Source organism: Pseudomonas sp. PDM20 (assembly GCF_014852575.3).
GTDB lineage: Bacteria > Pseudomonadota > Gammaproteobacteria > Pseudomonadales > Pseudomonadaceae > Pseudomonas.
In genome coordinates this window covers 1,047,475-1,072,712 of sequence record NZ_CM181224.1, presented here as the reverse complement: position 1 = coordinate 1,072,712, position 25,238 = coordinate 1,047,475, and the positions used below count along the sequence as shown (strand labels likewise).

General features: G+C 67.2%; 19 protein-coding genes and 1 tRNA gene. 12 read left to right on the top strand and 8 right to left on the bottom strand.

Translation table 11 applies throughout. The features are described from left to right. Positions 1-105 precede the first annotated feature (105 nt). Genes arnB through IB261_RS05145 form a run of 8 tightly spaced genes read left to right on the top strand, consistent with a single transcriptional unit; the run spans position 106 to position 8,991 of the window. Positions 106-1,245 carry a UDP-4-amino-4-deoxy-L-arabinose aminotransferase gene (gene arnB, locus IB261_RS05180; RefSeq protein ID WP_151189434.1) on the top strand — a complete coding sequence of 380 codons (1,140 nt, stop codon included), beginning with the start codon at positions 106-108 and terminating at the stop codon, positions 1,243-1,245. A 7-nt stretch (positions 1,246-1,252) separates the two neighbouring features. Next, positions 1,253-2,257, top strand: coding sequence for an undecaprenyl-phosphate 4-deoxy-4-formamido-L-arabinose transferase (arnC, locus tag IB261_RS05175; protein ID WP_081517398.1), 1,005 nt, complete (start codon positions 1,253-1,255; stop codon positions 2,255-2,257). Beyond that, positions 2,254-4,275 (top strand): bifunctional UDP-4-amino-4-deoxy-L-arabinose formyltransferase/UDP-glucuronic acid oxidase ArnA, encoded by a 2,022-nt coding sequence (gene arnA, locus IB261_RS05170; protein WP_192381605.1) that lies wholly within the window; start codon positions 2,254-2,256, stop codon positions 4,273-4,275. The genes arnC and arnA overlap by 4 nt, the downstream gene beginning before the upstream one ends. Continuing rightward, entirely contained in the window at positions 4,272-5,159 is an 888-nt protein-coding gene (gene arnD / locus IB261_RS05165; protein WP_412548384.1) for a 4-deoxy-4-formamido-L-arabinose-phosphoundecaprenol deformylase, read from the top strand. Before arnA ends, arnD begins: the two co-directional genes overlap by 4 nt. Continuing rightward, the gene (arnT, locus tag IB261_RS05160) at positions 5,156-6,802 is read left to right on the top strand and encodes a lipid IV(A) 4-amino-4-deoxy-L-arabinosyltransferase (RefSeq protein WP_192381603.1); all 1,647 of its coding nucleotides are present in this window, start codon (positions 5,156-5,158) and stop codon (positions 6,800-6,802) included. Before arnD ends, arnT begins: the two co-directional genes overlap by 4 nt. Continuing rightward, complete coding sequence (gene arnE, locus IB261_RS05155; RefSeq protein WP_192381602.1) at positions 6,799-7,143, top strand: 4-amino-4-deoxy-L-arabinose-phosphoundecaprenol flippase subunit ArnE; 345 nt, start codon at positions 6,799-6,801, stop codon at positions 7,141-7,143. The genes arnT and arnE overlap by 4 nt, the downstream gene beginning before the upstream one ends. 59 nt (positions 7,144-7,202) lie before the next feature. Beyond that, a complete protein-coding gene (gene arnF, locus IB261_RS05150) occupies positions 7,203-7,568 on the top strand; it encodes a 4-amino-4-deoxy-L-arabinose-phosphoundecaprenol flippase subunit ArnF (protein WP_494515526.1) in 366 nt (121 codons plus the stop codon). A gap of 40 nt (positions 7,569-7,608) precedes the next feature. Then, positions 7,609-8,991, top strand: coding sequence for a UDP-glucose dehydrogenase family protein (locus IB261_RS05145; RefSeq protein ID WP_192381601.1), 1,383 nt, complete (start codon positions 7,609-7,611; stop codon positions 8,989-8,991). A gap of 57 nt (positions 8,992-9,048) precedes the next feature. Here IB261_RS05145 and IB261_RS05140 read toward each other — a convergent pair whose 3' ends face one another. The 3 genes from IB261_RS05140 to ptsP are packed head-to-tail and all read right to left on the bottom strand — an operon-like array spanning position 9,049 to position 14,644. Next, positions 9,049-10,788, bottom strand: a complete 1,740-nt coding sequence (locus IB261_RS05140; RefSeq protein WP_192224683.1) for a PTS fructose-like transporter subunit IIB — start codon at positions 10,786-10,788, stop codon at positions 9,049-9,051. Positions 10,789-10,814: 26 nt separating this feature from the next. Further along, the gene (gene pfkB, locus IB261_RS05135; protein ID WP_192381600.1) at positions 10,815-11,750 is read right to left on the bottom strand and encodes a 1-phosphofructokinase; all 936 of its coding nucleotides are present in this window, start codon (positions 11,748-11,750) and stop codon (positions 10,815-10,817) included. Beyond that, the gene (gene ptsP, locus IB261_RS05130) at positions 11,750-14,644 is read right to left on the bottom strand and encodes a phosphoenolpyruvate--protein phosphotransferase (protein WP_192381599.1); all 2,895 of its coding nucleotides are present in this window, start codon (positions 14,642-14,644) and stop codon (positions 11,750-11,752) included. Before ptsP ends, pfkB begins: the two co-directional genes overlap by 1 nt. 204 nt (positions 14,645-14,848) lie before the next feature. Here ptsP and cra point away from each other — a divergent pair, with 204 nt between their 5' ends. Then, entirely contained in the window at positions 14,849-15,841 is a 993-nt protein-coding gene (gene cra / locus IB261_RS05125) for a catabolite repressor/activator (protein ID WP_192224680.1), read from the top strand. Positions 15,842-15,845: 4 nt separating this feature from the next. Next, the gene (locus IB261_RS05120) at positions 15,846-16,625 is read left to right on the top strand and encodes a TatD family hydrolase (protein WP_192381598.1); all 780 of its coding nucleotides are present in this window, start codon (positions 15,846-15,848) and stop codon (positions 16,623-16,625) included. A gap of 186 nt (positions 16,626-16,811) precedes the next feature. On the opposite strand, the gene IB261_RS05115 is transcribed toward IB261_RS05120, so the two are convergent. From IB261_RS05115 to IB261_RS05100, 4 genes are all read right to left on the bottom strand, one after another. Further along, positions 16,812-17,516, bottom strand: a complete 705-nt coding sequence (locus IB261_RS05115) for a methyl-accepting chemotaxis protein (protein ID WP_412547969.1) — start codon at positions 17,514-17,516, stop codon at positions 16,812-16,814. A gap of 1,551 nt (positions 17,517-19,067) precedes the next feature. After that, the gene (gene ampE / locus IB261_RS05110; protein WP_192381597.1) at positions 19,068-19,910 is read right to left on the bottom strand and encodes a regulatory signaling modulator protein AmpE; all 843 of its coding nucleotides are present in this window, start codon (positions 19,908-19,910) and stop codon (positions 19,068-19,070) included. Continuing rightward, positions 19,907-20,479: a 1,6-anhydro-N-acetylmuramyl-L-alanine amidase AmpD gene (ampD, locus tag IB261_RS05105; RefSeq protein ID WP_192381596.1), complete on the bottom strand. Its 573-nt coding sequence runs from the start codon at positions 20,477-20,479 to the stop codon at positions 19,907-19,909. Before ampD ends, ampE begins: the two co-directional genes overlap by 4 nt. A gap of 75 nt (positions 20,480-20,554) precedes the next feature. Beyond that, on the bottom strand, positions 20,555-22,849 hold the full coding sequence (locus tag IB261_RS05100) for a DUF1631 domain-containing protein (RefSeq protein WP_192381595.1): 2,295 nt from the start codon (positions 22,847-22,849) through the stop codon (positions 20,555-20,557). Positions 22,850-23,127: 278 nt separating this feature from the next. Between IB261_RS05100 and nadC the strand changes: the two genes are divergently transcribed. After that, entirely contained in the window at positions 23,128-23,976 is an 849-nt protein-coding gene (gene nadC / locus IB261_RS05095; protein WP_192381594.1) for a carboxylating nicotinate-nucleotide diphosphorylase, read from the top strand. Between the two features lie 108 nt (positions 23,977-24,084). Further along, positions 24,085-25,101, top strand: coding sequence for a UDP-glucose 4-epimerase GalE (gene galE / locus IB261_RS05090; RefSeq protein WP_192381593.1), 1,017 nt, complete (start codon positions 24,085-24,087; stop codon positions 25,099-25,101). Positions 25,102-25,159: 58 nt separating this feature from the next. On the opposite strand, the gene IB261_RS05085 is transcribed toward galE, so the two are convergent. Further along, positions 25,160-25,235 (bottom strand) — tRNA-Thr (locus tag IB261_RS05085). Between the last annotated feature and the right edge of the window lie 3 nt (positions 25,236-25,238).

Sequence of the window (25,238 nt, the reverse complement as noted above, 5' to 3'; positions counted from 1 at the left end):
GACCGACGAACGGAATCACGACATCCACTTAACGGCTTCTTAACGATCTCCCCCGTAGCGTTCTCTCACCCCCTGACAGAGCCGTGACGGCCTTTGGAACACCACATGGAAATGCCCTTCCTCCCCTTCTCCCGCCCCAGCATCGGCGAGGAGGAGATCCAGGCAGTCAATGAAGTCCTGCGCTCGGGCTGGATCACCACCGGGCCGAAGAACGCAGAACTGGAGCAACAGTTCGCCCAGTCGATCGGCTGCCGCCACGCCGTCGCGCTGTCCTCCGCTACCGGCGGCATGCACCTGGCGCTGCTGGCCCTGGGCATCGGCCCGGGTGACGAGGTGATCACCCCGTCGCAGACCTGGGTCTCGACCGTCAACATGATCAGCCTGCTGGGCGCCACCCCGGTGTTCGTCGACGTCGACCGTGACACCCTGATGACCGACGCCGCCCGCATCGAGGCCGCGATCACCCCGCGTACCCGAGCCATCATCCCGGTGCACTACGCCGGCGCCGCCTGCGACATGGACCCGATCGACGAGCTCGCCCTGCGCCATGGCATCCCCGTGATCGAAGACGCCGCCCACGCTGCCGGTACCTTCTACCGTGGCCGCCCGGTAGGCCAGCGTGGCACCGCGATCTTCTCCTTCCACGCGATCAAGAACCTCACCTGCGCCGAGGGCGCCATGTTCGTCACCGATGACGAAGTCCTGGCCAATCGCGTACGCACCCTGAAGTTCCACGGCCTGGGCGTCGATGCCTACGACCGCCTGACCCACGGCCGCAAGCCGCAGGCACAGGTGGTGGAGCCGGGCTTCAAGTACAACCTCACGGACATCAACGCCGCCATCGCCCTGGTCCAGCTGCCCAAGCTCGATGCGATCAACGCCCGCCGCGCCGAACTGGCCGCGGGCTACGCCGAACGCCTGGCGCACCTGCCCGTGCAACCGCTGGCGGTGCCGGACTACCCGCAGCATCACGCCTGGCACCTGTACGTCCTGCGCATCGACCAGGAGCGTTGCGGCATCGACCGCGAAGCCTTCATGCAGGGCCTGCAGCAGCGCGGCATCGGCAGCGGCATCCACTTCATCGGTAGCCACCTGCACAGCTACTACCGCCAGCGCTACCCGCGCGTGCAACTGCCCAACACCGAGTGGAACTCCTCGCGGATCGTCTCCATCCCGCTGTTCCCCGACATGACCCAGGCCGACCAGGACCGTGTGGTCGACGCCATCGAAACCCTGCTTCGGTAACGCCACCGTGAAACCCTATCCGATCCATCGCGTGTCCATCGTCATCCCGGTGTACAACGAAGAGGCCAGCCTGCCCGAGCTGCTGCGCCGGACCACCGCCGCCTGCGAACAGCTGGGCCGCGACTACGAGATCGTGCTGATCGACGACGGCAGCCGCGACAGCTCCGCCGACCTGCTGCAGGAAGCCGCGCAGGCGCCGGGCAGCCATGTGCTGGCGGTGATCCTCAACCGCAACTACGGCCAGCACGCGGCGATCATGGCCGGCTTCGAGCAGTGCCAGGGCGACCTGGTCATTACCCTCGACGCCGACCTGCAGAACCCGCCGGAAGAAATCCCGCGCCTGGTGGCCGAGGCCGCCAAGGGCTACGACGTGGTCGGCAGCGTGCGCCAGCAGCGCCAGGACTCCGCCCTGCGCCGCTGGCCGTCGAAACTGATCAACCTCGCCGTGCAGCGCTCCACCGGCGTGGCGATGAACGACTACGGCTGCATGCTGCGCGCCTATCGCTCGAGCATCGTCAAGGCGATGCTCGCCTGCCGCGAGCGCAGCACCTTCATCCCGATTCTGGCCAACAGCTTCGCCCGCCACACCAGCGAGATCCTCGTCGCCCACGCCGAGCGCGAGCACGGCGAGTCGAAGTACGACTTCCTGCGCCTGATCAACCTGATGTTCGACCTGGTCACCTGCATGACCACCTCGCCGCTGCGCCTGCTGTCCTTCGTCGGCGGCGGCATGGCGATGGCCGGCTTCGCCTTCGCCCTGATGCTGCTGGTGCTGCGCCTGCTGTTCGGCGCCGCCTGGGCCGGCCACGGGGTGTTCGTGCTGTTCGCCGTGCTGTTCATGTTCACCGGCGTGCAGCTGGTCGGCATGGGCCTGCTCGGCGAGTACCTGGGGCGCATGTACAACGACGTGCGCGCCCGCCCCCGCTTCTTCATCGAGCGCATCGTCCGCACCGAGACGCCGCGCGCCCCGATCACCGCTTCTTCCCCTTCTTTCGAGTCCATCCAGCCATGACCCAGCAGACCATCGTCTTCGCCTACCACGACTTCGGCTGCGCCGGCATCGAGGCCCTGCTTGCCGCCGGTTACCAGATCGACGCCGTCTTCACCCACGCCGACGATCCGAAGGAAAACCGCTTCTATGGCTCCGTGGCGCAGCTCTGCGCGCGCCTGGGCATTCCGGTGCACGCCCCGGAAGACGTCAACCACCCGCTGTGGGTCGCACGCATCCGTGAGCTGCAGCCGCAGTACATCTTTTCCTTCTACTACCGCCACCTGCTCAGCGAAGAGCTGCTGGCCTGCGCCGCCAGGGGCGCCTACAACCTGCATGGCTCGCTGCTGCCGCGCTACCGTGGCCGTGCCCCGGCCAACTGGGTGCTGGTCAACGGCGAAACCGAGACCGGCGTGACCCTGCACCGCATGGTCAAGCGCGCCGATGCCGGCGGCATCCTCGCCCAGCAGAGCGTTGCCATCGGCGCCGACGACACCGCCCTGGTCCTGCACGGCAAGCTCCGTGAAGCCACCCGCGAGCTGCTCGCCGCCGCCCTGCCGCGCCTGGCTCGCGGCGAGCTGCAGGAAGTCGCCCAGGACGAATCCCGCGCCAGCTACTTCGGTCGCCGTACCCCGGCGGATGGCCAGCTCGACTGGAAACGCCCGGCGCGCGAGCTGCACAACCTGGTGCGCGCCGTGACCCAGCCCTACCCCGGCGCCTTCGCCCCGGTGGGCGATCGCAAGCTGATCGTCTGGAGCTCGCGCGTCGCGGCCGGCAACAACGGCATGGCGCCTGGCTCGGTGCTCTCGGTCGATCCTCTGCGCATTGCCTGCGGCGAAGACTCGCTGGAAATCCTCTCCGGCCAGCAGAATGACAGCGGCCTGTTCCTCGCCGGCCCGCAACTGGCCCGCGAGATGGGCCTGGTGGATGGCTCGCGCCTGCACGGCGCCGCCGGCAAGCCCAAGCGCAAGACCCGTGTGCTGATCCTCGGCGTCAACGGTTTCATCGGCAACCACCTCTCCGAGCGCCTGCTGCGTGACGGCAACTACGAGGTCTACGGCCTGGACATCGGCTCCGACGCCATCGAGCGCCTGAAGGGCAACCCGGACTTCCACTTCGTCGAAGGCGACATCAGCATCCACACCGAGTGGATCGAGTACCACATCAAGAAGTGCGACGTGGTCCTGCCGCTGGTGGCCATCGCCACGCCCATCGAATACACCCGCAACCCACTGCGCGTGTTCGAGCTGGACTTCGAGGAAAACCTCAAGCTGGTCCGCTACTGCGTCAAATACAACAAGCGCGTGATCTTCCCGTCCACTTCCGAGGTGTACGGCATGTGCGCCGACGCCAACTTCGACGAGGACACCTCCAATCTCATCGTCGGCCCGATCAACAAGCAGCGCTGGATCTACTCGGTGTCCAAGCAACTGCTCGACCGCGTCATCTGGGCCTACGGCCAGAAGGGCCTGAAGTTCACCCTGTTCCGTCCGTTCAACTGGATGGGCCCGCGCCTGGACCGCCTGGATTCCGCCCGTATCGGCAGCTCCCGCGCCATTACCCAGCTGATCCTGCACCTCGTGGAAGGCACCCCGATCCGCCTGGTCGACGGTGGCGAGCAGAAGCGCTGCTTCACCGACGTGGACGACGGCATCGAAGCGCTGGCGCGCATCATCGACAACGAGGGCAGCCGCTGCGACGGGCAGATCGTCAACATCGGTAACCCCGACAACGAAGCCAGCATCCGCCAGCTGGGCGAAGAGCTGCTGCGCCAGTTCGAGGCCCACCCGCTGCGCGACCAGTTCCCGCCCTTCGCCGGCTTCCGCGAAGTGGAAAGCCACAGCTTCTACGGCGACGGCTACCAGGACGTGTCGCACCGCAAGCCGAGCATCGAGAACGCCCGTCGTCTGCTGAACTGGCAGCCGAGCGTGGAACTGGCCGAGACCATCGGCAAGACCCTGGACTTCTTCCTCCGCGAAGCCCTGGCCGAACGCGCCGGCGGTGTGCCCCACGCCTTCCCGCTGAAGAAAAGCATCGCCTGATGAGAGCGGGACTGCGCATTGACGTCGACACCTACCGTGGCACCCGTGATGGCGTGCCCCGGTTGCTGGACATGCTCGAGGAAGCCGACGTCAAGGCGACCTTCTTCTTCAGCGTCGGCCCCGACAACATGGGCCGGCACCTGTGGCGCCTGATCCGCCCGCAGTTCCTGTGGAAGATGCTGCGTTCCAACGCCGCCGGACTCTATGGCTGGGACATCCTCCTGGCCGGCACCGCCTGGCCGGGCAAGCCGATCGGCCGCGACCTGGGCCATCTGATGCGACGCGCCCAGGACGCCGGCCACGAAGTCGGCCTGCACGCCTGGGACCACCACGGCTGGCAGGCCAACGCCGGCCGCTGGAGCGCGCAGCAACTGGAGCAGCAGATCCGCCGTGGCGTGGATACCCTCGCCGACATCCTCGGCAACCCGGTGGAGTGTTCGGCGGTGGCCGGCTGGCGCGCCGACGAGCGCACCGTGGAAGCCAAGGAGCGCTTCGGCTTTCGCTACAACAGCGATTGCCGCGGGCGCTCGCTGTTCCGCCCGCGCCTGGCCGACGGTCGTGCCGGTACCCCGCAGATTCCGGTGGACATGCCGACCTTCGACGAAGTCGTCGGTCCACAGGTCGCGCCTTCCGCCTTCAATGACTACATCCTTTCCCGCTTCGACATGGACGCCTTGAACGTGTACACCATTCACGCCGAGGTCGAGGGCATTCTCATGGCCCACGACTTCCGCCGCTTGCTGGCCCAGACACGGGCCGGCGGCATCCGCTTCGTTCCGCTGGGCCGGCTGCTGCCGGACGACCCGACCACCCTGCCCGTCGCCAGCCTGGTACGCGGCGAACTGGCCGGCCGCGAAGGCTGGCTGGGGGTGCAGCACGCATGAAGCGCCTGGCCTACCCGTCCCTGCTAGCCGCCTTCGTACTGTGCATCCTGCTGCCGATGGCCTTCCACGGGCTGTGGATTCCCGACGAGTCGCGCAATGCGCAGATCAGCCAGTCCATGCTGCAGAGCGGCGACTGGGTTTCCCCGCACCTGCTCGGCCTGCGTTACTTCGAGAAGCCCACCGGCGGCTACTGGCTGACCGCCGCCAGCCAGGCCGTGTTCGGGCAGAACCTGTTCGGCGTGCGCTTCGGCTCGGCGCTGGTGACTGCACTGAGTACCCTGCTGGTCATCCTGCTCGCCCGCCGGTTGTGGAACGACCCGCGCCGCACCTGGGCCGCGGGCCTGCTGTACCTGAGCTTCGGGCTGATCGCCGGGCAGGCCGGCTACGCCAACCTCGACCCGCAGTTCACCTTCTGCGTGAACCTCAGCCTCGGTGCCCTGTGGTTCGCCTTCGACGCCAGAACCACCCGTGGACGCTTCGCCGCCTGGAGTCTGCTGGGCGCCGCCTGCGCCTTCGGCTTCATGACCAAGGGCTTCCTGGCCTTCCTCCTGCCGGTGCTCGTCGGTCTGCCCTATGCCGTGCTGCAGAAGCGCTTCGGCGAACTGCTGCGCTACGGGCCCCTGGCGGTGCTGGTCGCCGTACTGGTCGCCGCACCCTGGGTGCTGCTGATCCACGCCCGCGAACAGGACTTCTGGGACTTCTTCTTCTGGCATGAACACATTCGCCGCTTCGCCGGGGAAGACGCACAGCACGGCCGACCGATCTGGTTCTTCGTGCCATTGCTGTTCGCCAGCGCACTGCCCTGGGCGGTGCTGATCTTCCCGGCGCTGCGCAACGGCCTGCAGGGCTGGCGTGATTCCAGGCTGGTATTCCTGCTGCTGTGGTTCGTCATGCCCTTCCTGTTCTTCAGCCTGGCCAAGGGCAAGCTGCCGACCTACATCATGCCCTGCTTCGCCCCCCTGGCCCTGTTGATGGCCGACGCCATCGGCCGCGCGCTGCAACAACGCAAGCTGATTGCGCTGAAACTCAACGGCGCACTCAACCTGCTGCTGGGCAGCAGCGCGCTGGCCGGCCTGGTGTTCATGCAGGCCCGCCACCCGCAGTACCACGACGAACTACCCAGCGTGCTGATGGTCGCCCTGGTCTGCATCGTCTGGCTGCTGGCCGGCCTGCTGCAACTGCTGCGCCCCAGTCGCTACTGGGCGGCGCCGGCCTTCGCGGCCTGGCTGCTGGTGGCGCTGGTGCCCAACGCGATGCCGAACAAGATGGTCAACAGCAAGATGCCCGACCAGTTCATCGCCGAGCACCTGGACCAGCTCAAGGGCGCCCGCAGCCTGCTGAGCAATGACCTGGGCGCCGCTACCGCCCTCGCCTGGCGTACCCAGCGCAGCGACATCACGCTGTTCAACACCGAAGGCGAGCTGAAGTTCGGCCTGGGCTATCCAGAAGGCCAGGGCCGCAGCATTGCCCCCGAAGGCATCCACGCCTGGATCGAGCACGCCCGCGCCGAAGGTCCCATCGGCGTGATCATGCGGGTCAACAGCGCCAGCGACGAAGCCGAACTGGCCATGCTGCCCAGCGACGCCATCAGTTATCGACAGAACCACCTGGTGGTCCTGCTGATTCCGCAGGCCGCGCCATGACCGCCCTGCTGCTGGCCGGTGCCTGCCTGCTTACCTGCATGGGCCAGCTGGCGCAGAAATTCGCCGTGGAAAGCTGGCGCGATGCTCCCTCGAGCATCGCGGCGAAGCTTTTCTCGCCCTGGCTGCTGCTGGCGATCGCCTGCCTGGGCTTCGGTCTGCTGTTCTGGTTGCTGGTCCTGCAGCGCCTGGAGGTAGGCGTCGCCTATCCCATGCTGAGCCTGAACTTCGTGCTGGTGACGCTCCTGGCAAGCCGCCTGTTCGGCGAGCGCATCGATGCGCGCCACTGGTTCGGCGTCGCGCTGATCGTCGGTGGCGTCGCCCTGCTGGGGATGCACTCGTGAAGCGCGGCATCGCCTTCGCTCTGGGCAGCGTGCTGCTGGTGAGCGGCGCGCAGCTGGGCATGCGCTGGAGCATGACGCGCCTGCCCACGCACTGGCCGTTCGACCTCGCGCAACTGGACCTTGCCGCCCTCTCGGCGCTGGCCGGCGCGGTCCTGGCCTACGCGCTGTCGATGCTCTGCTGGCTGCTCGCCCTCAAACACCTGCCGCTGAGCCGCGCCTACTCGCTGCTGAGCCTGAGCTATGCCGTCGTCTACCTCGGTGCCGCTTTGCTGCCGGGCTTCGGCGAACCCCTGAGCCTGCCGCGCACCCTGGGCGTCGCCCTGGTGATCGCCGGCGTGATCGCAATCAACGCACCGCGCCGCCCTGACAGAACAACCGTCATCAAACCCAGCGACGCTCGCTCCGAGCGCGCGCAGTTCGACTGACCCCAATCCCGCTTCGAGTCCCTATCCGGGAGAGCACAACATGAAAATCAGCGTATTCGGAATCGGTTATGTGGGCCTGGTGCAGGCCGCGGTCATGGCCGAAGTGGGCCACGACGTCCTGTGCATGGACATCGACGAAGACAAGATCGCCAAGCTCAAGCGCGGCCAGATCAGCATCTTCGAACCGGGTCTCGCCGAGCTGGTGAAGGACAACCTGGAAGCCGGACGCCTGCGTTTCACCAGCAACGTCGCCGAGGCCGCCGGCCATGGCCGCGTGCAGTTCATCGCCGTCGGCACCCCGCCGCTGCCCGATGGCTCCGCCGACCTGCGCGCCGTGCTGGCGGTTGCCGAGGGCATCGCCCGCAACCGCACCCAGCCGGTGATCATCGTCGAGAAGTCCACCGTGCCGGTGGGCACGGGCGATCGCGTGAAGACCAAGGTGCTGGCGGTGCTCGCCGAAGAAGGCCGCAGCCTGGACTTCGAGATCGTCTCCAACCCCGAGTTCCTGAAGGAAGGCTCGGCGCTGGCCGACTGCCGCAAACCCGACCGCATCGTCATCGGCTGCGAAAGCACCGAGGTGCTGGACGTGATGCGCGAGATCTACGAGCCGTTCAACCGCAACCACGACCGCATCCTGACCATGAACCTGCGCAGCGCGGAACTGACCAAGTACGCCGCCAACTGCATGCTCGCCACCAAGATCAGCTTCATCAACCAGATCGCCGAGCTGGCCGAACACCTGGGCGCCGACATCGAAGCGGTGCGCCAGGGCATGGGCGCCGACCCGCGCATCGGCTACCACTTCATCTACCCCGGCTGCGGCTACGGCGGCTCGTGCTTCCCCAAGGACGTCCAGGCCCTGATCCAGAGCGCCGAGGAAGCCCACTGCTCCAGCGACCTGCTGCGCGCCGTGGAAGCGGTAAACCAGCGGCAGAAGAGCAAGCTGTTCGAGCGCATCCGCAGCTACTACGGCGGCAAGCTCAAGGGCCGCACCTTCGCGCTCTGGGGCCTGTCGTTCAAGCCCAACACCGACGACATGCGCGACGCTCCCAGCCGCACCCTGATGGAAGCCCTGTGGGAAGCCGGCGCCAAGGTCCGCGCCTTCGACCCCGAAGCCATGCCCGAAGCGCAGCGCCTGTACGGCCACGATGAACGCCTGACCCTGATGGGCACGCCGGAAGCCACCCTGGGCGGCGCCGATGCGCTGGTGATCTGCACCGAGTGGCGGCAGTTCAAGGCACCGGATTTCGAGCTGGTGGCCAGCCGCCTGAAGACCCCGGTGATCTTCGACGGTCGCAACCTGTTCGACCCCGAGCGCGTGGCGCGCTACGGCTTCGAGTACTTCCCCATGGGCCGTGGCGACTCGCACCGCCTGCCGGTGCCGGCGCAGGTCGTCGAGCAACGTCAGCGACGCAGCGCCTGACCGAAGCTGGACCCGCAGGAGCGGACTCCGTCCGCCCCTGCGTCAGTGCAAGCTCCGTTACACCTGCCCCATCACCATCATCGGCGCCGCCTCGCCGCGCTTGAGCAGCGCATAGAGCACCCCGGTCACCACGCTGCCCGCGGCGATCGCCAGCAGGTAGAGCAGCGCGTGGTTCATCGCGTTGGGAATCAGCAGCACGAACAGGCCGCCATGGGGCGCCAGCAGCTTGCAGCCGAACAGCATCGACAGCGCGCCGGTCAGCGCACCTCCGGCGATGCTCGCCGGGATCACCCGCAGCGGGTCCTTCGCGGCAAAGGGAATCGCCCCTTCGGAGATGAAGCACAACCCCAGCACCAGCGCGGCCTTGCCCGCCTCGCGCTCGCTCTGGGCGAACTTGCGCCGCGCCAGCAGCGTGGCGATGCCCATGCCGATGGGCGGGACCATACCGCCGGCCATCACCGCCGCCATCGGCGCGTAGCTCTGCGAGGCGAGCAGGCCGACCGAGAACGCATAGGCCGCCTTGTTGATCGGCCCACCCAGGTCCACGCACATCATCCCGCCCAGCAGCAGGCCGAGCAGGATGGCGTTGGTGGTGCCCATGCCCGCGAGGAAGTCGGTGAGCGAACGCATCATCGCCGCTACCGGCGAACCCACCACGTAGATCATCACCAACCCGGTGAACAGGCTGGCCAGCAAGGGAATGATCAGGATCGGCTTGAGCGCCGCGACGCTGGCAGGCAGCGGAATCCACTGGGCAATTGCCCGCGCCGAATAGCCCGCGAGCAGGCCGGCGACTATGCCGCCAAGGAAGCCGGCGCCCAGCGTGCTCGCCAGCAGCCCACCGATCATCCCCGGCGCCAGGCCCGGACGGTCGGCGATGGACCAGGCGATATAGCCCGCGAGCATCGGCACCATCAGCTTGAACGCCGCGTCGCCGCCGATCTGCATCAGCGCCGCCGCCAGGGTGCCCTGCTGCTTGAAGGCCTCGATGCCGAAGACGAACGACAACGCGATCAGCAGGCCGCCGGCCACCACCATCGGCAGCATGAAGGACACGCCGGTGAGCAGGTGCTTGTAGACCCCCCGCGCCTCATTCCTGGTTGGCGCTGCACTGCTGCCGGCAGATGAAGCGGACTCCACCGTCGCTTCCTTCAACGCGCGTTCGATAGTCGCCTGCGGCTGCTTCAGCGCAACGCCAGTGCCACAACGGAAGATGCGCTTGCCGGCGAAACGCTCGGGGTTGACCTCGATGTCGGCCGCCAGCAGCACCACATCGGCGGCCGCGATTTCTTCCGCGGTCAGCGGGTTGCGCGCGCCCACCGAGCCCTGGGTTTCCACCCGCAGTTCGACGCCCATCTGCTGCGCTGTCTGCTGCAGCGCCTCGGCCGCCATGAAGGTGTGCGCCACGCCGGTCGGGCAGGCCGTCACCGCCACGACTTTCGCCGCGCGCTCCACTGCGACCGGCGCGCTCGAAGGCTCACCGGGCTGCCAGACCTGCGCCTCTTCCTGCGCTCGCTGCAGGAAGCTGGCGGGCTCGGCCAGTGCCTCGGCCGGCCGGGCCTGGAGCAGACGTTTGCCGGCGAAGCGCGAAAGCTCCAGCGGCTGCGTAGTGACCACCAGCACCCAGTCGGCCGCGGCGATCTGGCCTTCGCTCAACTGGCGCTCCGGATGCTGCGGGTCGCATTGCTCGACACACACCGACCAGCCCAGTCGCTCCGCCGCCGCACGCAGCAGGCGGGCGCTGAGCACGCTGGAAATCTGGCCGTTGGGGCAGGCCGTGATCAGGGCAAGGTTCATCGTCATACCTCTTGTTGTTCTATCGCTCAGGACAGCGCCTGAACCTGCACCGCGTCTTCGATGCGCTGGAGCCGCTGCGCATCGCCGATGCCAAACTGGAACTGGGTGACCGCCAGCGCAGCCACCGCCGTGGCCCGGCGCAACACGCGCTCGGCCGGCCAGCCGGCGAGCAGGCCATGGACCATGGCGGCCAGCAGGGAATCGCCGGCCCCCACCGTGCTGGCCACTTCCACCTTCGGCGGCAGCGCCTGCCAGACGCCCTGCGGGCTGAACCAGCGCACGCCCTCGGCGCCCTGGGAAAGCACCACCTGCTCGATCCCGCGAGCGCGCAGCGATTCGACCTGGGCGGTCGATTCCTCGGCGCTGCCGGCGAGTTGTCCACAGGCCTCGGCCAGCTCCTGGTCGTTGGGTTTGATCAGCCAGGGCGCGGCCTCGATGCCCGCGCGCAGGGCTGCGCCGCTGCAATCGAAGGCGACCTTCAGGCCATGCCCCTGCAAGCGCAGCAACAGCTCGCGCAGCCACTGGGGATCGACCCCGCGCGGCAAGCTGCCGGCAACCACCGCGATCTCGAAGTCGGCGGCGACCAGGTCGAGGCGATCCAGCAACGCGTCCTGCTGCGCCTCACCGACCTCGGGGCCGGGCCCGTTGATATCGGTGATGCGTCCGGTGCCCTCGGCGAGCTTGATGTTGCTGCGGGTTTCGCCCGGCACACGGACGAAAGCGTCGATGAAGCCGCGACGGCGAAAGAGAGCTTCGAAAGGCTGCGCGTTGTCCGCACCGAGGAAGCCGGCGACGGTCAGGGAATGCCCAAGGTCGGCCAGCACCTGGGCGACGTTCACGCCTTTGCCGGCGGCCTGGCTGAGCACCGACTCGCTGCGATTCACCTCGCCGGGCGCAAGCGTCGGCAGACGCACAGTGAGGTCCAGTGCGGGGTTCAGGGTCAGGGTCAGGATGCGGGCCATCAGTGCACCTCCGGCAGCGCGAGGGCGACACTCTGGCGAACGTCCGCCGCCGAGCACAGGGTCAGGGCGGCTTGCGCCAGTTCGCGGGAAGTCGGCAGGTCCAGCTCGCGGACGCGCGCCTTCACCAGGGGAATGCTGCGCGCCGAGACGCTCAGCTCGTCCACTCCCAAGCCAACCAGCAAGGGCACCGCCAGCGGGTCGGCGGCCAGTTCGCCGCACACGCCCACCCACTTGCCGTTGGCATGGGCAGCGCGCACGGTCATGTCGATCAGTTGCAGCACCGCCGGGTGCAGGCCGTCGGCCTGGGCGGAAAGGCTAGGATGGCCGCGATCGATGGCCAGGGCGTATTGGGTCAGGTCATTGGTGCCGACGCTGAAGAAGTCCACCTCGCGCGCCAGCACCGGCGCCAGCAATGCAGCGGACGGCACCTCGACCATGATGCCGAGCTGCAGATCGTGCTCGCCGCCCAGCTCGGCGCAGAGTTCGAGGGTGAGATCACGGGCCTGTCGCCACTCCTCCACCTGCCCGACCATGGGGAACATGATGCGCAGCGGGCGGCCGGCGGCGGCAGTCAGCAGGGCGCGCAGCTGGGTGCGAAAAATCTGCGGGCGCTGCAGCGTGAGGCGCACGCCACGGATACCCAGGTAGGGGTTGGTTTCCTCGGGGATCGGCCAGTAAGGCAGCGGCTTGTCGCCGCCCACATCAAGGGTGCGCGCCACCAGCGGGCGGCCTTTGAGGGCGTCGAGGACACGCCGGTATTCGAGCTCCTGGGTCGCCTGGTCCGGCGCCTGGGGGTTGTCCATGAAGACGAACTCGGTGCGCAGCAGGCCCACGCCTTCAGCGCCCAGCTCCACGGCTTTCGCTGCACCGGCGGTGTCGCCGAGGTTGGCGCAGATTTCCACGGCATGGCCATCGCGGGTGACTGCCGGCTCATGACGGCGCGCCTCGGCCTGTTCGGCGCGGCGCTGGCGCAGGTCGCGCTGGGTCGCGGCGACGTGCAGCGTTTGCGCATCCGGCGCGATGTTCAGCTCGCCCTTCTCGCCATCCAGCAGCAGGGCCGTGCCGGACTCCAGCGCCAGCACGCTTGCCCCGGCGCCCACCAATGCGGGAATGCCCAGCGCGCGAGCGATGATCGCGCTGTGCGAAGTCGCACCGCCGCGCGCAGTGACTATGCCAGCCACGCGTTCCGGGTCCAGTCGCGCCACGTCGGACGGGCCGACTTCATCCATCACCAGGATGTAAGGCTCGTCGGGTTCCACGGCGCTCTCGACGCCACACAGGCGCGCCAGCACCCGCCGACCGACGTCGCGCAGGTCCGCCGCACGCTCGGCCAGCAGCGCGTCGCGCAGGGCCTCCTGCTCGCCGGCCACGCGCTCGATCACCTGGCTCCAGGCTGCTTCGGCGCTGGCGCCTTCGGCCAGCCGCGCCTGCACCTCGTCGAGCAGTTCGGGGTCGTCCAGCAGGGCCTGGTGGGTGACGAAGATGTCGCGGATGGCCTTGACCTGGCTGCGCTCGACCAGGGTTTCGATCTCCCGGCTGATGGCCGTGCGCGCCTCGTCCAGGCGCTGGCGTTCGACCTCCGCCGACTCGCCGCGCGCGGCGAACTCGAAGGCGCGGGCGACCTGCACGTAGGCCGGGCCATGGGCAATACCCGGCGACGCGGGGATGGCCTGGAGCTGCGCGCCCGCTTCGGGAGCCCGCACGGCCTGCAATTCCTGCTCGTCCACCTGGATGCTTTCGACGATCAGTTCGAGCGTTTCCGGCAGCGGTTCGACCTCTTCGCCCAGGCCCTGCTCCACCGCCACACGGACGGCGGCCAGCGCGGCTTCGGCGATTTCCGGCTCGGCGAAGAACTCCAGCATCTGCCCGCGCCGTGCGCCGAGGCTGAGCAACTTGCTCAGGCTGCGGATCGACACCGGGGCACTATCGCCCTCGGCGATACGCACGCGGATTTCCCCGCTGAAGTCCCGCGCGAGCAACATCAGGACCTGCGCCGGGCGCGCGTGAAGACCATGGGGGTTGGCCAGCGGCACGCGGATGCTCGGCCAGTCCACCGGCAATTCGCCGCCCAGGGCCTCCAGCACAGTGCGAACGGAAGTGGCGCTCGCCAACTCGCCGGCGCGGCCATCCACCAGCAGGTCGCACAGGCGCGCGAACACCGCATCGTGGGCGCTGCCCTGGCGGGCCAGGCAGAACAGGCCGCGCACCGGCTGGCCAGCGTGGCTCAGCTCGCGCGTGGGGGTAACGAAGACGAGACCTGAGCGCGTGACGCATTGCTCGCTGTCCTGCCACCAGAGCCCGGCCCCCAGCGGCAGGGCCTCCTGGTCATGCAGCGCGGCGGCGAAGCCGGGGACGACGCAGCCGGCCTTCTTCAGGCGACGGGCGCCGACCAGGGCGAGTTCGTCGAAGTCTTCCGCGGCGACACCCAGGCCGACCAGGTGCTCGTCGAACAGCAACGGCTGCGGCGTTCCACCTTGCAGCAACTGCAGCAAGTCTTCGGGCTGCTGCGCTGCACGCAACGCCGCACCCACTTCGCCGTCACCCAGCGCACGGGTGAGCAATTGCAGCAGGCGCAGGTGTTCGTCGGACTTGGCGGCAATGGCGATGGCCAGGTGCACGGTCTGTCCGTCGCCCCAGTGCACGCCCTCGGGGAAGTGCATCAGGCGCACACCGGTGCGCTGCACCAGGTGACGGGTTTCCGGAGTGCCGTGGGGAATGGCGATGCCCTGCCCGAGGTAGGTGGAGCCCTGTGCCTCACGGGCCTGTATTCCGGCGAGATAGCCGGGAGCAACCAGTCCGTCGTCTTCGAGGGCGGAGCCGAGCATGGCCAGGGCGGCCTGCTTGTCGGCAGCGCGCTGGCCCATGCGGACCTGCTGCGCGTTGAATTCGAGCATCGCTTGTCTCCTCACCGGCGTTCGCGCACGCCGGCGCTGGGGCGGTTATCCGCTTGTACGGTGATCAGCTTAGAGGTTGCGGCGCAGGAACAGGGTTCAGGCAATACTGCGTGCGCAATGCTGAATCGTTTCACCTATTGAGACTGGCACGTTACTCGATAATGCGTGATCCTTGAAGCCCCCAATTGTCGGCAGCATCCCGCGTTGAAACTCAGTGATATCGCCCGCCTGGCCGGTGTTTCGGTCACCACCGCCAGCTACGTGATCAATGGCAAGGCCGTCCAGCGCCGCATCAGCGCCGCCACGGTGGAGCGCGTGCGCGCGGTAATCGAGGAGCACGGCTACCACCCGGACCAGCAGGCCGCCAGCCTGCGCCGCGGGCAGACCCGCACCCTGGGCTTCGTCCTGCCGGACCTGGAGAACCCCAGCTACGCCAAGCTCGCCAAGCTGCTCGAACAGGGCGCCCGGGCGCGCGGCTACCAGTTGCTGATCGCCTGCTCCGACGACGAGCCGGACACCGAGCGCCAGGTGCTCAACCTGTTCCGCGCGCGACGCTGCGACGCACTGATAGTCGCCAGCTGCCTGCCCGTCGGTGACGAAAGTCACACACGCCTGCAAGGCGACGGCGTGCCGATCATCGCCGTGGACCGCCAGCTCGACCCGCAACGCTTCTGTTCGGTGGTCAGCGACGACCGCGACGCCAGCCAACGCCTCACCGCCAGCCTGCTCAAGCCGGCGCCGCGCAGCATCGCCCTGCTCGGCGCACGACCGGAGCTGATCATTTCCCAGGAGCGCGCCGCGGGATTCCGCAGCGCCCTGCGCGACTACCGGGGCCAGGTGCTGATCGAGCACGGCGAGACCTTCAGCCGTCCCTGCGGCCGCCGCCTGATGGAAGAGCTGCTGGCTGGCCAGGGGCAGTTGCCCGACGCGCTGATCACCACCTCCTACGTGCTGCTCGAAGGCGTCTTCGACGTGCTCCAGGCCCTGCCCAGCGGCTGGCCGGCAGAGCTGCGCATCGCCACCTTCGGCGATACCCAACTGCTGGACTTCGTACCACTGAAGGTCAACGCCATTTCCCAGCAACACGCACTGATCGCCGAGCGCGCGCTAGACCTGGCGCTGGCCGCCATCGAACAGAACAGCTACACCCCCGGCGTGCACCCGATCCCGCGTAACCTCAAGCTGCGCACGGAGTGAGCCGATGCGCCTGATCGACACCCACAACCACCTCGACTGCCCGGACTTCGAGCAGGACCGCGCCGCCGTACTGCAACGCAGCCGCGAGCTGGGTGTGGAGCGACAGGTGCTGCTGGGAGTGTTCCGCGAGAACTGGGAGGACGTCTGGGCACTGGTGGAAACCGAGCCGGACCTGTACGCCGCCCTCGGCCTGCACCCGATCTACCTGGCGCGGCACCGGCCGGAACATCTGACAGCACTGCGCGAGTGGCTGCAGCGCCTGGCCGGGTACCCGAAGCTCTGCGCGGTGGGCGAGATCGGCCTGGACTATTACCTGGAGGACCTCGACCGCGATGGCCAGCAGGCCATCTTCGAGGAACAGCTGCGCATCGCCATGGACTTCGAGCTGCCGGTGCTGCTCCACGTACGCCGCGCCCATGCAGCGATGATCGCCACGCTCAAGCGCTACAAGCCCGCCCGCCAGGGCATCATCCACGCCTTCGCCGGCAGCCGCGAGGAAGCCCGCGAATACCTCAAGCTGGGTTTCCGCCTGGGCCTGGGCGGCGCACCGACCTGGCCGCAGGCCAACCGCCTGCGCAAGGTGGTGCCGGAGATTCCGCTGGAGTCCATCGTGCTGGAGACCGACTCGCCGGACATGGCGCCGTCGATGTACCCCGGCGTGCGCAACAGCCCGGAGCATCTGCCGGATATCTGCGTGGCACTGGCGGAGTTGAAGGGCGTCAGCCCGGAGGAGCTGGCCAGCGCCAGCACGCGCAATGCGCTGGAGTTGTTCGGCTGGAGCTGAGTGCCCCCTGTAGTAGCGCCCAATGAGCACGATCACGGGCATGGCCCGCTGCTACAGGTAAAGGTGGATTCACCGACAAACCGATGCCCGTGAGATGGGGTGCATCCGTGCGACCCACGGACATCGGTCTGCTGGCGAAAACCTCGTTGCGAAGCGGACTGCCACGTCCGCCCCGGATCTGTCAGATCAGACGCGGAACGCGCCGATCAGTCGCTTGAGCTCCACCACCTGCCCGGCCAGTTCGCGGCTGGCGCGCTCGGTCTCGCTGGCGCCTTCGGAGGTACGCTCGCCGGCCTGGTTGATCTCGACGATGTTCTGGTCGATGTCATGGGCCACGGCAGTCTGCTGCTCGGCGGCGGCGGCGATCTGCTGGTTCTGGTCAACGATGGCGCCCACCGCCTGGAGGATGTTCTCCAGCGCCTGCTGCACCTGGGCCGACTGGCTGACGGTGCCGTCGGCAGTCTGGTGACTGCTGCCCATGGCCTTCACCGCCGCGCCCACGCCGTTCTGCAGGCGCGCGATCATCTGCTCGATCTCTTCGGTGGACTGCTGGGTGCGCTTGGCCAGGGTGCGTACTTCGTCGGCCACGACCGCGAAGCCCCTGCCCTGCTCACCGGCACGCGCAGCCTCGATGGCCGCGTTGAGCGCCAGCAAGTTGGTCTGCTCGGCGATGCCCTTGATCACGTCGAGTACGCGGCTGATGGAGGAACTGTCGGCGGCCAGTTGGTTGATCACCGCCACCGACTCGTCGATCTCGCCGGCCAGGCGCTGGATGCTGCCCACCTGGGATTCCACCAGGGCGCGGCCGCTGGTGGTTTCCTGGTTCACGTTGTGCGCGCTGCCCACTGCCACAGCGGCGCTGCGCGCGACTTCCTGGGCGGTCGCGGCCATCTGGTTCATCGCCGTGGCGACCTGCTCGATCTGGTTGCGCTGGCCGGCCACCGCCTGGTTGCTCTCGGCGGAAACCGACTCCACGCGCACGGTCTGCCGCTCCACTTCGCTGACGGTGCGACCGACCTGCTCGATCAGGTCGTGGATCTTCGACACCGTCTGGTTGAAGGCATCGCCCAGTTCACCCAGTTCGTCGCGGCTCTGGGCCTGGAAGTTGACGGTCATGTCGCCGGAAGCGACGCGCTCCATCATCTTGCCCAGGCTCTTCAGGGTGGTGCGGGTGGAAACGTAGAAGCCTCCGTAGAGGTAGACGATGGAGACGAACACCACCAGCAGCGCGACGACCAGCAGCACCATCTGCCGCTGCTTGCTGGCCAGGCGGGACTGCAACTGGCCATCAAAGAATTGCAGGACATGGTCATCCAGGCGATAGGTCTGATCCATCGCCTTGCTGACCTGCTCGTAGAAGTCGAGCCACGGCGTGTCGAGGGTGTCGGCCATCACCACCTTGTCCTCGAACAGTTTGCCCATGCTCTTGATCGTTTCGCGGCTCGCCTGGGCGTCGTCGGACAGCGCGCTCTGCGCCGCCGGGCTCGCGCCCAGGGCTTCCTGCAGCTTGAGCCCGTACTCGGCGTGCAGCTTCTCCAGCTCCTGCAGCAGGTCATCCAGCTTGCCGCTGGTGGAAGAGTTGAGGAAACCCTGCCCCAGCGCGCTGGCCCCCATGGTGCGCCCCTGGCTGAGGGTTTCAGTAACCTGCGGGGTACCGGAGGTGATCAGCTCGGCGAGCTGGCGCAGGTCGCGGGCGTCGTCCTGGCTCAGGCCGGCCTGGGATACCAGCAGCTTGTTGAAGACCTGCACTTCGCTGAGCAGGCGCGCGGCCATGGCCGACTTGCTCTGCAGCGACCCCTCGGCGTCCACCCCCTTCAAGCTGGCCAGCAGTTCGTCGCGCTTGGCATTGAACTCGGCGATCTGCTCGGCGTCCTGCGTGACCGGCTGCAAAGCGCCGATCTGTGCCTGCAGGTCCTTGTGCAATTGGCCGATGCGCGAATCGATGCCCGCGGACTTGTTGGACTGTCCGAGAATCCCATTGATCTGCAACAGGTCGTTGTAGGACTCGAGGTGGCGGCGAATCTTCAGGCCGTCGCTGATCAGCGACAGGCTTTCCAGTTCGGCGCGGGTACTGACGAACTGCCCGTAGGAATCGCGCACCAGGTAGAAGTTGGTAATCAGCATCGGCAGAAAGAACAGCACACTGATCAGGCTGAACTTCATGCCGAAGCTCAGACGGTTCATCAGCGCGATGGCCGGATAGAGCACGGTCCTCACGAAAGACGTCTCCTGTTCCCGTTATTGTTATGTCGCTTGTCGGGGATGGTACGGCGCGCCCCTGGACGGGCCGTCGCCACGAGCGCTCACCGGCCGGTCACTGTCCTGCAGTGGCCGTCACCTCACGCTTTGGTTTCGATGTGTACCTGATATCGGCGGGGAGTTCTGTAACTTAAGGTTAAAATGCCATCATCGGACCGGCGGGCGCCGGCCCGATCCGCGGGCTCAGAGCAGCAGTGTCCAGATCGCGAAGATGGCGTACCAGAGCACGGCAGAGCGCACCAGCAGTTGCCACAGCGCATCCAGGCTGGCGACGCCCCTGGCGCCCAGGCCGCCTTCGTTGAAGTCTTCGGCGACGTAGCCGGCGCGGGCCAGCAGACGAGCGGCAGGCACGTCCCAGGCCAGCAGGTCGTGCAGCAGGGTGCGGGTCACCGCGACGAAGTTGCCCACCAGGGCGAAACTCAGCACCAGCGCACGCGACGGCAACCAGTCGAAGGCATGCCGCAGTTGCGCGGCGCGCTCCTGCAGCGCCGGCTGGCGACCCTGCTCGGCGGCGATGGCGAGCAGCCGGTAGGCCAGCGCGGCCACCGGGCCGAGCAGCGCGTACCAGAAGATCACGGCGAAGAAGGCCTGGTAGGCCTCCCACACCAGCGTGCCCTGGACCACGGCCAGCAGGTCGTCGTCGCCATCGGCCTGCACCTGCACGCCCAGGTCGCGCTCGGCGACGTGGTAGGCGGCCTGGGCATCTTCACGGCGCCAGGCATCGCGGAACGGTCCGATGGCGCGCAGCACGTCACCACGCCCCAGGCTCCAGACCACCACCAGCAACTGCACCGGCAGCGCCAGCAGACCGTAGGCGACCGGTTCGAGAAGGGTCAGCAGCAGCGCCAGCAACAGCAGCGGCGGCAGGACCGCCACCAGCAGGCCGAGCCAGGGTTGCGCCACCAGCGACTTCACGCCGCCCACGGTATCCAGCCAGCCGAGCCACCAGCCGTCGCGCTGAACCTTTGCCCGCCAACCGGAGAACTTCTCGACCAGCAGGACTAGCAACAGCACCAGGAAACTCATGTCGGCTCCTTCTTCAGGCCGGCGCCAATATCGGCAAAATAACGTGACCAGTCGAACGCCTCGCCCGGGTCGGTCTTGCGCTCCGGGGCGATATCGCAGTGGCCCTGGATGCGCTCCGGGGTGATGGCCGGGTACGCCTTGCGCAATTGCCGTGTCAGTTGCGCCAGCACCTCGTACTGACGCTCGCTGTAGGGTTCGGTATCGGTGCCTTCGAGCTCGATGCCGATGGAGAAGTCGTTGCAGTTCTCCCGGCCGTCGAAGCGCGACACGCCGGCATGCCAGGCGCGCGCGTTGCAGGGGACGAACTGGAACAGCGAACCATCGCGCTCGATGAGGAAATGCGCCGAGACGGTCAGGCTGCAGATGCTGGCGAAGTACGGATGCTCATCGGCGTCCAGGCGGTTCTGGAAGAACTCCTGCACCTTGCAGGTACCGAACTGGCCGGGCGGCAGGCTGATGTTGTGGATGACCAGCAGCGAGATTTCCTCGCCGTCGGGGCGCGCGTTGAAGTTCGGCGAGGGGCAGCGCTGGGCTTCGAGGCACCAGCCGGATTCGGGGTCGATCTGCATGGAGACTCCTTGGCAGAGCCCCACTCTAAAGCAGGCGACGAGGGAAATGAACTCGCTGGCACGCGGCCAGCGGGCTCAGGCGTTCTTCAGGCGGCGCAGGTTGCCGATCACCGACTCCAGGGCACGGTCGAACAGCAGCGCGTCGTCGAGCAGGCGCACGGCGTTGCGGCGGAACTCGACGGCCAGGCTCATGCGGGTCTTCTCCAGCACCTTCATGCCGGTGCGGTTGACGAAGATGTAGCGACCGCTCGGGCGGATCACCGCAGCCAGCTTGCAGCGCAGCTTGTGCTCTTCGTCTTCCTGGATTTCCACCCAGCTGCCGACGCGCAGGTCGTCGACCTTGCGCAGCGACTCGTCGTCGTCGGCAAAGGCCTCCTCGGGCTCTACGACGCGGGGCGGTTCCGGCGAGGCGAGGACGATCTCCTCGACCACCGCCACCATGGCTGGCTGTGCAGGTGCAGGCGCGACGGCTGCTGGTGCATCCAGCGGGTCGTCGAGCAGCGGCAGGTCGTCTTCCAGATCGAGCAGCGGCGCTTCCTCGACCTGCTTGTAGCGCTGGAAGGCCTGCACATGCAGCCCTTCCAGGCGACTGAAGAATTCACCGGTGGAGAACGGATCGAAGGCGGCCGAAGCCAGGCCTTCGCGCAGCGACTTGAGCAGTTGCGGGACCATTTCCAGCAGACGCAGACGGGAATCCGGATCTTCGTGGGGCTCGACGCTCCAGATCAGGTCGTCCATGGTCGCCAGCGCGGCTTCCCACTCGCTGGAGTGAGTGCCGTGCTTCAGGCAGGTGAGCAGCAGGACCTGGCTCCAGGCCTCCTGCAGCAGGCGCACCACCACTTCGGGCAGGGTGCGGCCCAGCAGGCGCTCATTGAGCACACCTTCAACGTCCTGGCGGGCCAGTTCGGCGCGCGCGCGGCCCTCTTCGGCGTCGCGGGTGCGCTGCTCCAGCAGGTCGCTGCGACGGCGCTCGTCGCCGGTGAAGGAGATGAACTCGTCGAGCAGCTCGGAGAAGATCGCCGGGTCGTCGACGAAGTCGTTCAGCAGACGCATCACCACCTGCTCGATCTTCTGGTACAGGTGGTCGCGCTGGCCATCGGACTGCTCGGCCCAGCCCAGGGCGGCCGAGGCGATCTCGTTGAGCAGGCGACGCGCCGGGTGGCTGCCACGGCTGAAGAAGTTCTTGTCGAGGACCGCAACCTTGAGCATCGGGATCTGCATGCGGCCGATCAGGGCCTTGAGCGAATCCGGCAGGGTGCGGTCATCGAGGATGAATTCGAAGAGCATGGAGACGAGGTTGATGACGTCCTCGTCAACCTGGCCAACCACGCGGGAACGGCCGCTCTTGCTGCTGACGCGGGTCAGCAGGTGATCCAGGTGCTGGCGCACGTCGATCTCGTCGATGCTCTGCGCCGGCAGGTGCGACTGCAGGTGGGACAGCAGGCGCATCAGGTCATTACTGGAAATAGGCACCGCATCGGCCGGCATCGGGCGGGCCGGGGCAGCACTGCCGCGCACTTGCGAGAGCAGATCGCGCAAGGCAGCGAAGGCGGCCTGGCTGTCGGCATCCATGTACTGGCCGGGGACGCTCTGCTCGCCCACTTCAGCGGCAGCAGAGGACAGCGCGGCCCCCTGGCTACCGGGAACGGTACGTTGCGGCGGACGGCGCAGCGGGACGGATTTCAGCTCCGGCAGCACGCCCAGCGCGATCAGCGTCTGGTTGGCTTCCGCGTACAGGTGCTCGGCGTCGGCCAGCACGTACTTCTCGAAGAGCTTGAGGATGATCAGCTTGACCTTGATCTCCACGCCCAGGCCACGGCAGGCATCGAGGAAAGCCTCGCACAGCTGGCGCGGACCGAGCGGGTTGCTCTTGTCCTCGACCTTCTTGCTGACCAGGGTATTGATACGGGTAGTGAGGTGCGTGAGGGCGACACCGTCGCGGCTCATCACCTTGGCAACCATGGCGTCCAGGGCGACGGACTCTTCCAGTTCGTCGTTCTGCACCAGGGTGAGATTTTCGTAGGAAACCGTATCCAGCACCGGCGCGCGGCCGATTTCATACTGGTTCAGGTTGGCGAAATTCTCGAAGACCTTCTGCAGGAAGCCGCGCTCGATGCCCTTGCGCTTGAGGCGCAGGTCGCGCATGGCTTCGAAGTAAGCGCTCTGTTCGGCGTTATTGGCGGCGCGATCGGCCATCTCGAACAGGGTATCGTCGGCGTTGTCGAACAGGGCCTGCATGGCATGACGCAGCTGGACGGCGACCTTATCGCGGACAGCGACGAGCCCCGCCGGAACGCGTCCAGCGAACGAAGTCTGCGAGGTTTCCGTGGCCGACTTGTTCAGCGGCACTACGTTCGCGTCGTTCTGCATCGCAAGTCTCCTGCCGTCAGACCTGTCTGGCGGCACCAACAGTCATCGAAGCGTCATCCGTAACGTCAATTTAGTGGCGTCAAAAAGCGGAAAGGTTCAACGTCATTATAGGGAAGCTTCTTACACAACCAAGAGACATTTCACGCATTCTTGAAGAAATTCACACTGAAGCGCCCGCCGTCCGTCCGACAGATTGTACGACGGTCCAAAAAACTGCCCTCCCTGCACGCCGCCCGCCGTCCCCCGTATAATCGCGCCACTGCGAACAGGAGCCTTCCATGCCGAACCTCACCCTCGCCGAGCTTTCCGGGGAAATCCAGGCCAACGTCCGCGCCGCACTGGCCGAAGACGTCGGCAGCGGCGACATCACTGCCCAGCTGATCCCTGCCGAGCGCGACGCCAGCGCCCGCATCATCACCCGCGAGAACGCCACCCTCGCCGGCACCGCCTGGGTCGACGAGGTATTCCGCCAGGTCGATCCGCGCGTGCTGGTGAAATGGCAGGTCCGCGATGGCGAGCAGGTCAGCGCCGACCAGACCCTGTTCACCCTGGAAGGCCCGGCCCGCGCCCTGCTTACCGGCGAGCGCAGCGCGCTGAACTTCCTCCAGCTGCTCTCCGGCACCGCCACCCGCGCCCGGCACTATGCCGACCTGGTGGAAGGCACCGGCGTGAAGCTGCTCGACACCCGAAAGACCCTGCCCGGCCTGCGCCTGGCGCAGAAGTACGCGATCACCTGCGGCGGCTGCCATAACCACCGTATCGGCCTGTACGACGCTTTCCTGATCAAGGAAAACCATATCGCCGCCTGCGGCGGTATTGCCCAGGCCATCGCGGCAGCCCAGCAGATCGCCCCGGGCAAGCCGGTGGAGATCGAAGTGGAAGACCTCGGCGAGCTGCGCCAGGCCCTGGAAGCCGGCGCTGATATCGTCATGCTCGACGAGCTGAGCCTGGACGACATGCGCACCGCCGTCGCCCTCACCGCCGGCCGCGCCAAGCTGGAGGCCTCGGGCGGCATCACCGAGAGCACCCTGCGCACCATCGCCGAGACCGGGGTGGACTACATCTCCATCGGCACCCTGACCAAGGACGTCAAGGCGCTGGATCTGTCGATGCGGCTGAGCCTGTAAAATTTCCTACTCGCGTTCACGCCGCCTCTGATAGTGCCGATTCGTGCGCCTCTGACATACTCAGGCGCTCACGAATCGGCGAACAGCGAAGGGAGCAATAGCGCGATCATGACGAAAAGGATTCTGCTGACCGGGGGCTGTGGCTACATCGGCTCCCACATCTGCCTGGAACTGATCGAGCAGGGTTTCCACCCCGTCGTCCTCGACAACCTGAGCAACAGCTCGGCCATCCCGCTGCAGCGCATCGAGCAACTCACCGGCCAGGCAATCCCCTTCGTCGAAGGCGATGTCCGTGACGAAGCCGTCCTCGACCGCCTGTTCGGCGAACACGAGATCGACGCCACCATTCACCTCGCCGGCCTGAAGTCCGTCGCCGAGTCGGTGGCCGACCCCATCGCCTACTACCAGACCAACTTCGCCGGCACCGTCACCCTCTGCCAGGTCATGCAACGCCATGGCGTGAAGCGCTTCATCTATAGTTCCTCCGCCACGGTCTATGGCCTGGCGGCCGAAAGCCCGATCCGCGAGGACGCTCCCACCGGCCCGGCCAGCCCGTACGGCCAGTCCAAGCTGATGGCGGAAATCGCCCTGCGCGACATCGCCCACGCCGACCCGCAGTGGACCATGGCCATCCTGCGCTACTTCAATCCAGTGGGTGCCCACGCCAGCGGGCGCATCGGCGAAGACCCCAACGGCATCCCCAACAACCTGATGCCCTACGTCTCCCAGGTCGCCACCGGCAAACAACCTTTCATCCGCGTCTTCGGCAACGACTACCCGACCCCGGACGGCACCGGCGTGCGTGACTACCTGCACGTCGTCGACCTGGCCAACGCCCACCTCAGCGCCCTGCGCTGGCTGGACGGCGCCAACGGCGCGAAGACCTTCAACATAGGCACCGGCCGCGGCTACAGCGTGCTGGAGATCATCCGCGCCTACGAAAAGGCCTGCGGCCACGAACTGCCCTTCCAGTTCCTGCCCCGCCGCGATGGCGACATCGCCAGCTACCACGCCGACCCGGCCCTGGCCGGCACAGAACTGCGCTGGAGCGCCGCCCGCGACATCGAAGACATGTGCCGCGATGCCTGGAACTGGCAGAGCCAGAACCCCAGCGGCTACGCCTGAGTTTCCGGAAGCCGGAAAACAAAAAGCCCCGCTCGAAAGCGGGGCTTTTTGCTGAAGATGGTGCCGGTAAGAGGAATCGAACCCCCGACCTTCTCATTACGAATGAGCTGCTCTACCGACTGAGCTACACCGGCGGC

Excerpts from the sequence above, each read along its gene's own strand:
- arnB (WP_151189434.1), top strand. The coding sequence starts at position 106 with ATGGAAATGCCCTTCCTCCCCTTCTCCCGCCCCAGCATCGGCGAGGAG.
- arnA (WP_192381605.1), top strand. The coding sequence starts at position 2,254 with ATGACCCAGCAGACCATCGTCTTCGCCTACCACGACTTCGGCTGCGCC.
- arnT (WP_192381603.1), top strand. The coding sequence starts at position 5,156 with ATGAAGCGCCTGGCCTACCCGTCCCTGCTAGCCGCCTTCGTACTGTGC.
- arnE (WP_192381602.1), top strand. The coding sequence starts at position 6,799 with ATGACCGCCCTGCTGCTGGCCGGTGCCTGCCTGCTTACCTGCATGGGC.
- arnF (WP_494515526.1), top strand. The coding sequence starts at position 7,203 with ATGCGCTGGAGCATGACGCGCCTGCCCACGCACTGGCCGTTCGACCTC.
- IB261_RS05145 (WP_192381601.1), top strand. The coding sequence starts at position 7,609 with ATGAAAATCAGCGTATTCGGAATCGGTTATGTGGGCCTGGTGCAGGCC.
- IB261_RS05140 (WP_192224683.1), bottom strand. The coding sequence starts at position 10,788 with ATGAACCTTGCCCTGATCACGGCCTGCCCCAACGGCCAGATTTCCAGC.
- pfkB (WP_192381600.1), bottom strand. The coding sequence starts at position 11,750 with ATGGCCCGCATCCTGACCCTGACCCTGAACCCCGCACTGGACCTCACT.
- ptsP (WP_192381599.1), bottom strand. The coding sequence starts at position 14,644 with ATGCTCGAATTCAACGCGCAGCAGGTCCGCATGGGCCAGCGCGCTGCC.
- IB261_RS05120 (WP_192381598.1), top strand. The coding sequence starts at position 15,846 with ATGCGCCTGATCGACACCCACAACCACCTCGACTGCCCGGACTTCGAG.
- IB261_RS05115 (WP_412547969.1), bottom strand. The coding sequence starts at position 17,516 with ATGGCCGCGACCGCCCAGGAAGTCGCGCGCAGCGCCGCTGTGGCAGTG.
- ampE (WP_192381597.1), bottom strand. The coding sequence starts at position 19,910 with ATGAGTTTCCTGGTGCTGTTGCTAGTCCTGCTGGTCGAGAAGTTCTCC.
- ampD (WP_192381596.1), bottom strand. The coding sequence starts at position 20,479 with ATGCAGATCGACCCCGAATCCGGCTGGTGCCTCGAAGCCCAGCGCTGC.
- IB261_RS05100 (WP_192381595.1), bottom strand. The coding sequence starts at position 22,849 with ATGCAGAACGACGCGAACGTAGTGCCGCTGAACAAGTCGGCCACGGAA.
- nadC (WP_192381594.1), top strand. The coding sequence starts at position 23,128 with ATGCCGAACCTCACCCTCGCCGAGCTTTCCGGGGAAATCCAGGCCAAC.
- galE (WP_192381593.1), top strand. The coding sequence starts at position 24,085 with ATGACGAAAAGGATTCTGCTGACCGGGGGCTGTGGCTACATCGGCTCC.